9 protein-coding genes are annotated in these 11,511 nt (G+C 70.3%); 3 read left to right on the top strand and 6 right to left on the bottom strand.

Translation table 11 applies throughout. The annotated features are described in order from the left end of the window. Positions 1-251 precede the first annotated feature (251 nt). Both rsgA and OV427_RS07875 read left to right on the top strand, forming a co-directional pair. A complete protein-coding gene (rsgA, locus tag OV427_RS07880) occupies positions 252-1,340 on the top strand; it encodes a ribosome small subunit-dependent GTPase A (protein WP_267855489.1) in 1,089 nt (362 codons plus the stop codon). A 147-nt stretch (positions 1,341-1,487) separates the two neighbouring features. Next, positions 1,488-2,849 carry a TAXI family TRAP transporter solute-binding subunit gene (locus OV427_RS07875; protein ID WP_267855488.1) on the top strand — a complete coding sequence of 454 codons (1,362 nt, stop codon included), beginning with the start codon at positions 1,488-1,490 and terminating at the stop codon, positions 2,847-2,849. Positions 2,850-3,385: 536 nt separating this feature from the next. On the opposite strand, the gene OV427_RS07870 is transcribed toward OV427_RS07875, so the two are convergent. The 3 genes from OV427_RS07870 to thrA all read right to left on the bottom strand — a co-directional run bounded on the left by OV427_RS07870 (position 3,386) and on the right by thrA (position 8,180). Further along, on the bottom strand, positions 3,386-3,880 hold the full coding sequence (locus OV427_RS07870; RefSeq protein ID WP_267855487.1) for a hypothetical protein: 495 nt from the start codon (positions 3,878-3,880) through the stop codon (positions 3,386-3,388). 13 nt (positions 3,881-3,893) lie between these two features. Continuing rightward, positions 3,894-5,513, bottom strand: coding sequence for a hypothetical protein (locus tag OV427_RS07865; RefSeq protein WP_267855486.1), 1,620 nt, complete (start codon positions 5,511-5,513; stop codon positions 3,894-3,896). A gap of 210 nt (positions 5,514-5,723) precedes the next feature. Next, complete coding sequence (thrA, locus tag OV427_RS07860) at positions 5,724-8,180, bottom strand: bifunctional aspartate kinase/homoserine dehydrogenase I (protein ID WP_267855485.1); 2,457 nt, start codon at positions 8,178-8,180, stop codon at positions 5,724-5,726. Between the two features lie 193 nt (positions 8,181-8,373). On the opposite strand from thrA, the gene OV427_RS07855 reads away from it, so the two are divergent. Beyond that, complete coding sequence (locus tag OV427_RS07855; protein WP_267855484.1) at positions 8,374-8,508, top strand: hypothetical protein; 135 nt, start codon at positions 8,374-8,376, stop codon at positions 8,506-8,508. A 67-nt stretch (positions 8,509-8,575) separates the two neighbouring features. On the opposite strand, the gene OV427_RS07850 is transcribed toward OV427_RS07855, so the two are convergent. The 3 genes from OV427_RS07850 to OV427_RS07840 form a co-directional block, all read right to left on the bottom strand. Beyond that, on the bottom strand, positions 8,576-9,601 hold the full coding sequence (locus OV427_RS07850; RefSeq protein ID WP_267855483.1) for an inorganic phosphate transporter: 1,026 nt from the start codon (positions 9,599-9,601) through the stop codon (positions 8,576-8,578). Between the two features lies 1 nt (position 9,602). Then, positions 9,603-10,229 (bottom strand): DUF47 domain-containing protein, encoded by a 627-nt coding sequence (locus OV427_RS07845; RefSeq protein WP_164001520.1) that lies wholly within the window; start codon positions 10,227-10,229, stop codon positions 9,603-9,605. Positions 10,230-10,445: 216 nt separating this feature from the next. Continuing rightward, the gene (locus OV427_RS07840) at positions 10,446-11,456 is read right to left on the bottom strand and encodes a zinc-dependent alcohol dehydrogenase family protein (protein ID WP_267855482.1); all 1,011 of its coding nucleotides are present in this window, start codon (positions 11,454-11,456) and stop codon (positions 10,446-10,448) included. Positions 11,457-11,511 lie beyond the last annotated feature (55 nt).

Below are 11,511 nucleotides of genomic sequence, written 5' to 3'. Positions count from 1 at the left end.
GTTCTGGACGTTGGACGCGGGAGGAGGAGTTGTTATGAAGGGACGCGACGGGCGGCGATGGACGTCTGCCCCACGTACCTCGGAGGCACCATGAAGCCGGACCTTGTCCTGACGGTGAAGGCCCTGTCCGCCCCGAGGGTGCGGGCCGCCTAGCGGCCACGAAGTTCCGGCGCAGCGCGGTCCGCTCCCCTCCGGGTGCCCTGAAGAACCAGGTGCGCCTGTTGGCGCCGTCGTGTCCGGAGTTCCTTCCCGTGTCCCTCGAGTCTCTCGGCTGGAATCCAGCCCTCGCTCACGCCTTCTCCGACGTCCTCTCACAGTCCTCCCTTCCCCTCGTCCCCGGCCGCGTGGTGCGCCAGGCGCGCGGGCTGCTCTCCGTCCAGACTTCCGAGCGTGTCCTCCTCGCGCGTACCGCCGGGCGGCTCCTCCACGAGGCGCCCGACGCCCAGGCGCTGCCCACCATCGGCGACTGGGTGGCGCTCCAGCTCTCCTCCGGTGACGGCGAGGCGCTGCTCCACGCCGTGCTCCCACGCCGCGGCGTCCTCGTGCGCCGCGAGGCGGGCCGCGAGCGCGAGGGCCAGCTCATCGCGGCCAACCTGGACGTGGTGTTCCTGGTGGCCGGGCAGGACGACGACTTCAATCCCCGCCGCCTCGAGCGGGCGCTCGCCCTGGCCTGGAACAGCGGCGCGGCGCCCGTGGTGGTGCTCAGCAAGGCGGACCTCCTGGGCGACGTGGAGGCGCGCGTCCAGGAGGTGGAGGCGCTCGCCCCCGGCGTGCCCGTGCTGGCCCTGAGCGCGCACACCGGCGAGGGTGTGGAGGCGCTGTGCGCGTGGCTGCCCGCCGCGAAGACGGGCGTGCTGCTCGGCTCCTCGGGGGTGGGCAAGTCCACGCTCGTCAACCGGCTGCTGGGCGAGGAGCGCCTGGCCACGCAGCCCGTCCGCGAGGACGACAGCCGCGGCCGCCACACCACCACCCACCGCGAGCTGTTCGTGCTCTCCGGCGGAGGGCTCCTCATCGACGGCCCGGGCATGCGCGAGCTGGGCGTGTGGGGCGACGAGGAGGGCGTCGGCCAGGCCTTCGCGGACATCCTCGAGCTGGCCGCCGGGTGCCGCTTCACCGACTGCGAGCACCGGAGCGAGCCGGGCTGCGCGGTGCGGGAAGCCGTGGCGGGGGGCGTGCTCGAGGCCGCGCGGCTCGACAGCTTCGAGAAGCTCCGGCGCGAGCAGGCCCACCAGGTCCGCCAGACGGACCCGCTGGCGCGGCGCGAGCACCGGCGTCAGCTGAGCACCCTCATCGTGTCCGCCAGGAAGTGGGGACGGGCCAAGCGGCGCGGCGACAGCTGACCCGGAGCCCGGCGCATCCCTGGCGGTGGTGGCGCCTCCACCGCCGCCAGGGGGTGTCGTCACCGTCGCGGGCCGCATGCCTGCCCGGGCTCCGTCCGGCCTGTCCCGGCGGGGAAGGGCGGGCGGCGTCTATACTCCGCCCCCACCATGAAGAAGACGGACCTCATCAAGGCCCAGCTCCGGCGCACGATTCGCCGCGACTTGTGGCTGACCCTCGGCCCCGCGATTGTCCTCATCGGCATCGCGTTCGCCGTGACGTTCTACTTCGTCAAGCCCGCGCCCCCGAAGACGCTCGTCATCGCGACGCCGCAGGACGAGGGCGGCTTCCGGTTCTACGCGCGCAAGTACGAGGCCATCCTCGCGCGAGACGGCATCAAGCTGGAGGTGCGCCCGACGAAGGGCTCCGTCACCAGCATCGAGCTGCTCGCCGACGAGAACTCGGGCGTGGACGTCGCCTTCGTGCAGAGTGGCACCGTCAGCGCGGAGAAGGCCGCGAGCGTCGTCTCGCTGGGCAGCCTCTCCTACGTGCCGCTCTGGGTCTTCTACCGGGGCGAGCCGATGGAAGACGTGCGCGCGCTGCGCGGCCGGCGCATCTCCGTGGGGCCGGAGGAGAGCGGCACGCGCTCGCTCGCCCTGACGATGCTCAAGGCCAACAAGGTGGACGAAGCGCCGACGCAGCTCATCTCCCTCGGCCGAGAGGAGTCCATTGAACAGCTCAAGCAGGAGAAGCTCGACGCGGTGTTCCTCGTTTCGCCCGCGGAGTCTCCGGCCATCCAGAAGCTGGCGGCGGTGCCGGGCATCCACGTGCTCAGCTTCGCCCGCGCGGAAGCCTATACCCGCCGCTTCACCTACCTCACCCGGCACGTGCTGCCGCGCGGCGTGTTCGACCTCGCGGCGGACGTCCCCTCTCAGGACGTGACGGTGCTGGCGCCCACCGCCAACCTCGTGGCGAAGGACACCCTGCACCCCGCGCTCGCGTACCTGCTCCTGCGTGCCGCCAGCGAGGTCCACGGCAGCGCCGGCATGCTGGACAAGACGGGCGAGTTCCCCGCGCCGCTGGAGACGGGCTTCCCCTTGAGCAGCGAGGCCCGCCGCTACTACGAGTCCGGCGTGCCGCTGCTCCAGCGCTACCTGCCGTTCTGGGCCGCCAACCTGGTGGACCGGCTCTGGGTCATGCTCGTGCCCATCATCGCCGTGGTGGTGCCCCTCTTCCGCGCCGTGCCGGCGCTCTTCCTCTGGCGGGTGCGCTCGCGCATCGTCCGCTGGTACGCGCGCCTGAAGGAAATCGAGCTCCAGCTCGACGAGAATCCAGACCGGGAGACGCTGGGTGACATGCTGCGTCGGCTCGACGAGGCCGAGCGCGAGGTCAACCGCATCCCCATGCCGCTCTCCTATTCGGAGAACCTCTACTACTTCCGCGAGCACATCGACGTCGTGCGCCGGCGGCTGCTGCGCCGGCTCGCGGACGCCCCGGCGTCCCTGGAGCACGAGGCCCAGGCCGTGGGCTGACGCGTCGGCGGGTGTGGTTCCCTGTGGGCCTGAAAAAATAAATAGGGCCGCGCTCAAGAATTCGGGCCCCGTGCGTATTTATTTTCGAAAGGTGGGGGCGCCGGGGCAGAGCCGCGGTGCCCAAGGGCTTCGGACGCAGAGCGTCTGAAAGGTGGGCGGGGAGGGTGTCCGGGCCGTTGACGGCACTCAAGGTTTCGGACGCTTTGCGTCTGAGGGTGGGGGGAGGTCAGCCCGGGGGGGCTGGCTTCAAACGGGGTAGGGGGCGCTCCAGAGTGGGAGCGCGTGGTCATTGGGAGCACGTCGAGGGGGCGTGCTCCCAATGCTTTTTTTTCTGGAGTCTGAGGTCCTGGAGCCCCGTCAAGGTGGCTCATACGGCGGGAAGTGCGTCGGGGGGCGCGCTTCCCGCTGTGTTTTTTTGGGGCTTCGCGCAGTCCTCCTTCGCGGCGGGCGCCTTTCACGAGCCTGGAACGAGCAACGGGGCGAGCAGGAATCCCCGCTCGCCCCGCCGTGCCTCTCATGGGCTGCTCGCCGTGCGGCTACTGGCCGCCCGAGGGCATGACCTTGATGCGCTCACCGTCGCTGCCGGTGACGGTGGTGCCGGACGTCTTCTGCTGCTCCGTGGTGGGCGTGCCCACCGAGAAGCTCACCACCTTCGACATGGGGGCTCCCTGGAAGGTGCCGGTGACGGCCACCACCAGCAGCGAGCGGCCGGGCCCGGGCGTGAAGTCCACGTCGAAGGACGTCTCGTCCGAGCGCGCGAAGCTGCCGCCCTTCACGGGCGAGCCCGCGCTCTTCACCGCCAGGCCATCCACGCCCGAGACGTTCACCTGCACGTCGCTGGCCGGAGAGTCGAAGCGGAGGGTGACGTGCGCCTGCTTGTCGTCCACCTTCGCCTCCACCACCACGGGCGCGGCGACCTTGGAGGTGTCCGAGCTGGCCGGGGGCGTCGTGGACTTCGCCTGGGAGCTGCAGGCCACCGGCGCCGTCAGCGCGAGGAGGCCCGAGAGGACTGCGAGTGCCTTGCGATTCATGTGTGCTCCTCGTTCAGGGGCTGGTGATGGAGACGTTGGCGTCGTAGTTCTGGTCCTTGGCGCTGTAGCCCGTCACCACCAGCACGTACTGCGCGCCGCTCGTGCTGGGGATGCTGACCGACTCCGTGCCCTGGTACGACTCGTCCGCGGAGCCCACCTTCTCGCCGCGCTTGTAGATTTCGATGCCCACGTCTTCCAACGTATTCGCCGCGGAGATGTTCATCGTCCGGCCGGTGCCCGAGAACACGAAGTAGCGGTTCTGCTGCTGCTTGTTGTAGTCCGCCTTGCCGCGCAGGGTGGCGGTGGCGGAGTACGGGTACGCGTTGGGCACGAGCGTGTACATGGCCCGCAGCTTCGAGTCCCCTTCGCCGAAGGGCGACGTCACCGCGCCAACCCCGTAGTGGGCCATCAGCGTGTCCACCGCGGACGCACTCACCCCCGACTGCGCCTTGAGGCCGGCGATGAAGGAGCCCATCGTGGTCAGCGCGTCCGTCGACTTCTGGGGCCCCACCAGCACGTCGTAGATGGGCCCCAGGCCCAGCGCCACGCCGTCGTACGCCTCGTTGGAGCCGGAGTCGTACATGTCATAGAGCGCGCGCATGACACTGGACTCGGAGAACACGCTCGGCGACGCGTCATCCGTGGGGCTGGGCGCCGTCTCCGCGTCGAAGCCGAAGGCCAGCGGCGGGCCGCTGGGCGAGTTCGTCCACAGCGTGTCGACGTACATCGACTCCGGCAGGAGCATGGCGGCGAGCGCGTTGCCGTAGCCCTCGCCGAAGGACAGGCGCGGGTCCAGCACGTCGCCCGTGCTGTGCGGTCCGCCCGGGCTGTCCGCGCGCGAAAGGTTGGCCTCGAAGTAGTGCCCCCACTCGTGGACGATGACGTGCGAGTCGTACTCGTCCGTGTCCACGCCCGACTTCCCGAGGATGTAGATTTCGTTCTCCGTGAAGGAGAAGTGCGACGTGCTGATGGCGCCGGTCTTCTTGTCCCCGCTCTGGGGGACGTTGTCCGGGCTCCAGTTCACCTTGAGCGCGGGGAAGGTGACGGAGCGCACCGCCATGAAGGCCTTGGACGCGGTGTACATGCTGTCCAGGATGGCGAAGGGCGCCGCGGTGCGCGCATTGGCGCTGTAGGCCGCCCCAGTCCAGCCGTGCGTCGCGTGCAGGTTCTTCGTCGTGGTGGTGGCGGTGATGCTGTCACCCAACGCCCAGATGGCATCGCCGTCCGTGTTGTCCTCGACCTGGATTTCAGGGTTCGTGGACTTGGCGAGCGCGACGAGCGACAGCGAGCCACAGGCGCCCGGGGTGAAGCTGAGCTGGTAGTTGCCCTGCTCGTCCGTCGCCCCGGTGGTGAGGATGTTGGTCCCCTGGCGCACCTGGACCACCGCGCTGCGCACCGGCCGCACGGCCGCCTGCGCGAAGCCCAGCGTGCCCGTCCGCGTGGACGTCGAGTAGGTGGCCGGGATGAAGTCGTAGGTCACCTTGCCGCTCAGCGTCATCGGTTTGCCCGCGTCGCCCTTGCACTCCTCGTTACCGCCACCAGGGTCGTCGCCGCAGCCCACCAGCGCGAGCGTGAGCGCGAGTGCCAGCGTCTTTCCGGTGAAGCCCCAGTCTGACCTGCGAGACACGAACATTCCGTTCTCCCCCTGCCGCTCACGAGTCGAGGGCAGCGGGGCATTCTGGGCAGTTCTCCGGGCAACTTCAAATGCGCCGGGCCCGGGCGGGACGTTCTCATCGACGGAGATTCTGGAACGCGGGCCCCAGGTAGGAGGCCTGCCGATGTGGGCGCTGGAGCGCCGCCGCGGGAAGGGGGGCTCTTCCGGCGGCGGCCTTCCGAGCAGGCGTCAGGGCAGCGGCCCCTCCACCAGGCGCAGCACGTCCGCGAGCACGCCGGCCGCCGTCACCGCCGCGCCCGCGCCGTAGCCGCGAATCACCAGCGGGGTGGGGCTGTAGCGCTCGGACAGGAAGCTGAGCGCATTCTCTCCGCCCTTCACCGCCGCCAGCGGGTGCTCGAGGGGGACGGGCACCAGCCCCACGGAGCACCCCTCCGGGCTGACGCGGCCCACGTAGCGCAGCACCTTGCCCTCCTTCCGGAGCATCTCCGCGCGGCGCTGGAAGTGGGCATCCACCTTCGGCAGCCGGGCGAGGAACGCGTCGAGCGGGCCGGATGCATCGAAGTCCGCGGGGAGGAGGGACTCCAGCGCCACGCCCTCCAGCTCCACGTTGCGCCCCAGCTCACGGGCGAGGATGAGCACCTTGCGCGCCACGTCCGTGCCCTGCAAATCGTCGCGCGGGTCCGGCTCCGTGAAGCGCCGCTCCATCGCGGTGCCCACGGCCTGCGACAGCGGCACGCCCTCCTCGACGAGCCCGAGGATGAAGGAGAGCGAGCCGGAGAGGATGCCCTCGATTCGCAGCACCTGGTCGCCCGTGCGCACCATGTTCTTCAGCGTGTCGATGACGGGCAGGGCCGCGCCGACATTCGTCTCGTAGAGGAAGCGGCGCTGGTGCCGGGACGCCGTCTCGCGCAGCGCGCGCCAGTGGCTCCCCCGGCCGGCGTTGGCCTTCTTGTTGGCCGTCACCACGTGGAGCCCGGCCTCCATGAGCGACGGGTAGGCGAGCGCCACGTCCTCGCTGCTGGTGCAGTCCACGAAGATGGGGCGGCCGGGACGCTTGGCGCGGGCCCAGTCGCGGAAGGTGTCCAGCGCGGGGCCGTCACCGCCCTCGGCGAGCTTCGCCTCCCAGCCCTCCAGGGGAATGCCCTCGCTGGAGGCCACGCAGTGCCGGCTGTTGGCAATCGCGCACACCCGCAGGTCCACGCCGTGCGCGCGCAGCTTGGGGGCCTGCTGGCGCACCTGCCGCAGCAGCTCGCCGCCCACGCTGCCCACGCCCGCCACCAGCAACTCCACCACCTCGGTGGTGCCGAAGCACCGGCCGTGGACGTGCGTCATGGCGCGGGGGCCGTCCGTCTCGGAGATGACGGCGGAGATGCTGCGCTCGCTGGAGCCCTGCGCAATCGCGGCGATGCTGCACCCCACGTCGGCCAGGGCGCTGAAGAACGTCCCCGCCACGCCCACCCGGTGCCGCATGCCGTCGCCGACGATGCTGAGCACCGCGAGCCCGCCCTGGCGCTCAATCGTGTCCACCTTGCCGGCCTCGCGCTCCACCTCGAAGGCGGCCTCGAGGGCGCGCACGGCGCGCTCGGACTCGGCCTGCTGGACGCAGAAGCTGATGGAGCACTCGCTGGAGCCCTGGGTGATGAGCACCACGGAGATGCTGGCGTGGGCCATGGCCTCGAAGACGCGGGCGGCGGTGCCCGGCACGCCCTTGAGGCCCGCGCCGGCGATGTTGACGAGGGCGATGTCGCGCAGGAAGGACAGGCCGCGCACCGGGTGCTGGGGCGGGGCGGCGGCGGCCGTCACGCGGGTGCCGGGGTGCTCGGGGCGGAAGCTGTTGCAGACGCGCACGGGAATGCCGCGCTCGCGGGCCGGGGCAATCGTCTTCGGGTGGAGCACCTTCGCGCCGAAGTAGGCCAGCTCCATCGCCTCCTCGAAGCTCACCTCCGGCAGGGGGAAGGCCTCGGGCACCAGGCGCGGGTCCGCGCTGAAGATGCCGTCCACGTCCGTCCAGATTTCCAGCAGCTCGGCGTCCAGCGCCGCCGCCGCCAGCGCCGCCGAGTAGTCCGAGCCGCCGCGTCCGAGCGACAGCGTCTTGCCCTTGCCGTCGCCGCCGAAGAAGCCCGGCATCAGCATCAGTCCCGGGCCGCCCTCGCGCAGCGGGGCGAAGCGCGCGCGAATCTCGTCCATCATCGGCGTGGCCTGGAGCGGGTCTCCCGAGCAGAGGAGCACCTCGCGCGGGTCCACCGCCCGCGGCGCCAGGCCCCGCGCCTCCAGCAGCGCTTCCAGAATCAGGCACGCGGCGCGCTCGCCCAGGCCCGACAGGTGCGCGAGCACGGAGGGCGAGCACTCGCGCAACAGCCCCACGCCCTGGAGCAGGCCGCGCAGCTCCGAGGCGAGGGCGGCGAGTCCTTCTTCCAGCGGGCGCTGGCGTGACGCTCCCAGCTCGTCTGCCAGCTCCCGGGAGATTGCGGCGTGGGTGTCCTCGAAGCGGGCGCTCAGCCCGTCCACCGCGCCGCGCTCCTGGGCCACCCGTGCGGCCTCGACGAGGAGGTTGGTGATGCCGGACACGGCCGAGGCCACCAGCATGACCCGCGTCTCCTGCCGCGCCGCCGCCGCCAGATCCACCACGCGGCGCAGTTGCTGCGCGCCGCCCACGCTGGTGCCACCGAATTTCATCACGCGCATGGCGACACCTCGGGCTTCGGCGGCGAGGAGGGGAGGGCCAGCGGGAGAGGCGTCTGCGGGGTGGGCTGCATGGGGTCTCCTGGGAGGGTGGATGGCGTGAAAACGAAAAAGCCCCGCGCCGGGGAGCGCGGGGCCGAGCTGGGAGACCTGGAGGTTTCCGAGCTAGACCGCCCGCGCTCCGCGGGGAGTCGTGGTGGTAGTGGTAGTCGTGGTGGTGGTGGTGGTGGACGACGGAGCAGTCGTCGGGCGCACGGAGGCGGAGGACAGATGTCCCTCGCCCATCGCGATGCTCCCGTGGAGGCCGCTCATGAAGTGGAAGGCTGGCTGAACTCGCGGATGCAAGTCAAGCCAGCCACCCGTGAGGTGATACCCGGTTGCACTACGCGCGGGGGCGTTCAGCCCACCAGGCGCACGACCAGCTGGGTCAGTCCGTAGACCAGCACCGCCATGAGCGCGGCGGCGGGGATGGTGAACACCCACGCCCAGATGATGCGACCCGCCACGCCCCACTTCACGGCGCGCCAGCCCTTGGTGGAGCCCACGCCGACGATGGCGCCCGTAATCGTGTGCGTGGTGGACACGGGGATGCCCCAGTGCGCCAGCGCGATGATGGTGACGCCGCCGCCCGTCTCCGCGCTGAAGCCGCCGATGGGCGCCAGCTTGGTGAGGCTGTGCCCCATGGTGCGGACGATGCGCCAGCCGCCGAAGAAGGTCCCCAGGGCGATGGCCGCGTGGCAGGAGATGATCATCCACCAGTCGATGTGGAACGGCCGGTCCTTCCAGATGGTGCCGAAGAGCACCACCGCGATGATGCCCATCACCTTCTGCGCGTCGTTGGTGCCGTGGCTGAAGGAGAAGATGCCCGACGACACCAGCTGCAGCCGGCGGAACCAGGCATCCACCCGCAACGGCGTCTGCTTGTGCACCGACCACGTGCTCGCCAGCATCATCGAGATGCCCAGGAACATGCCGATGAGCGGCGACAGCACGATGAAGGCGGCAATCTTGGCGATGCCCGCGCCCACCAGCCCCTTGACGCCGAGCACCGGCAGCGTGGCGCCAATCATGCCTCCCGCCAGCGCGTGAGAGGAGGATGACGGAAGTCCCCACCACCACGTCAGCAGGTTCCAGGCGATGGCACCCATCAGCGCGGAGAAGATGACCGCGAGCACCGCGGTCGGGCCCTCGGCGCGGAGCATGTCGAAGTTGATGATGCCCTTGCCCATGGTGTTCGCCACGTGGACGCCACCGGCGAACGCCGCGATGAAGTTGAAGAACGCGGCCCAGGCCACGGCCAGGTTGGGCGACAGCACGCGCGTGGACACCACGGTGGCGATGGAGTTCGCCGCGTCGTGGAAGCCGTTGATGAAGTCGAAAATCAGCGCGACAGCGACGATGAGGACGACGGCGGTGAGTAGCATCTCAGGAGTGCTCCAGCACCACGCCTTCGATGATGTTGGCCACGCCCTGGCACTTGTCGGTCGCGGTCTCGATGAGGTCGTAGATTTCCTTCCACTTGATGACCGTCAACGTGTCCACGCCGCTCTTGAAGAGCCGGCCGACGCCCGCGCGCAGGGCCTCGTCCGCCTGGGACTCCAGCCGCTTGATTTCCTGGCAGCCAGCGAGAATCTGCTCCGGCTTCTTGATGAGCCGCAGCGCCGCGACGACCTCCTGGACCTTCTGGGCGCTCAGCACCAGCAGCCGCGCCAGCTCCGTGGCGTCCGGGAGGCTGGTCTGGATTTCGTAGTAGTGCAGCCGCGCCGCCGCCGCGTTCGTCAAGTCCAGCACGTCGTCGATGCGCGACAGCAGCGTGTGAATCTGCCCGCGGTCGAACGGGGTGATGAACTGCTTGTGGAGGCGGTTGAAGGCGGTGTGCGTGACTTCGTCACCGCGGTGCTCCACCTCTTTGAGCGCCCGGACGCGCTCGGGCACGTCCCGGTAGTCCACCAGCAGCTCGTGCAGCAGCTTCGCGCCCTGCACGGTGACGGCACACTGCGCGTCGAAGTCGTCGAAGAACTCGTCCGACTTGGGCATCAGCTTCTCGAGCATCCGTCCCTCCAGGTCGCCCGGATGTCCGGGCGAGGCTTGCCCGGGGCTGTCACGCGTTCGTGACGCCCCCGTGGCGCGCCCGTGACTACCCTACCTGGAGAGAATCTCCACACTTCGTTTTATTTCACTGCCGGTGCCGGACGGCGGGTACTCAGGGCCGTCAGGCCGGCATCCGTCAACGGTAGCGCCGCGAAGCCGGCCCCCGCCGCGTCGGCTTCAGAGCTTGACGACAATCTTCCCGAAGTGGGCGCCCGCCTCCATGTGGCGCAGCGCCTCGCGCGCCTGCTCGAAGGGAAAGACGCGGTCGATGACGGGCTTCAGCCGGTGCTGGGTGATGACGCGGTTCATGTCCTCGAACATGGCGCGGCTGCCCACGTAGGTGCTCTGGACGTTCAGCTTCTTCGCCTCGACGGTGGCGGGGTCCGGCTTCGCGACGCCACCGCTGAGCATGCCGATGAGGGAGATGTGCCCGCCGGGCCGCGTGGCGCGCAGGGAGTGGGACAGTGTCTCGGCACCGCCCACTTCCAGGACGTGGTCCACGCCCTGTCCACCCGTCAGGGCCAGCACCGGCTCCTCCCAGCTCGGGTGCTGCTTGTAGTTGACGGTGCCATCCGCGCCGAGCCCCTTCGCACGCTCCAGCTTCGCGTCCTGGCTGGAGGTGATGATGACGCGCGCGCCGAGCGCCCGGGCGAGCTGGAGGGCGAAGATGGAGACGCCGCCGGTACCCTGTGCCAGCACCGTCTGCCCCGGCTCGAGCCCGCCCTCGGGCACCAGCGAGTTCCACGCCGTCACGGCCGCGCACGGCAGCGTGGCACCGTCCTCGAAGGAGAGGTGCTCCGGCAGGTGCACCAGTCCCTCGGCGTCCACGGCGACGTACTCCGCGAGCACCCCGTCCACGCTGCCCCCCAGCGCGCGGGCCACCTTCTCCGGCGTCCTCGGCCCATCCGTCCACGTCTGGAAGAACGTCGGCGCCACGCGGTCTCCGGGCTTCACCCGCGTGACGCCGGCCCCCACGGCCACCACCTCGCCCGCGCCGTCCGAGGTGGGGATGAGGTTGGACGGGCGGCTGCCCGGGTACCTGCCCAGCGCGATGAACAAGTCACGGTAGTTCAGGGACACGGCGCGGATTCGCACCAGGGCCTGCCCCGGGCCCGGCTTCGGCTCCGGCCGCTCTACCTGCACCCAGCCCTCGATGCTGCCCGTCTTCTGGAGTTCGATTGCGCGCATGCGCGCATGACTAGCCATGATTGCGTGGGAATGCCACGCAACCCGGCCCCGAGCG

Source organism: Pyxidicoccus sp. MSG2, from assembly GCF_026626705.1.
Taxonomy (GTDB): domain Bacteria; phylum Myxococcota; class Myxococcia; order Myxococcales; family Myxococcaceae; genus Myxococcus.
Note: the sequence above shows the minus strand (reverse complement) of the source record. Positions and strands in the feature narration are given on the sequence as shown.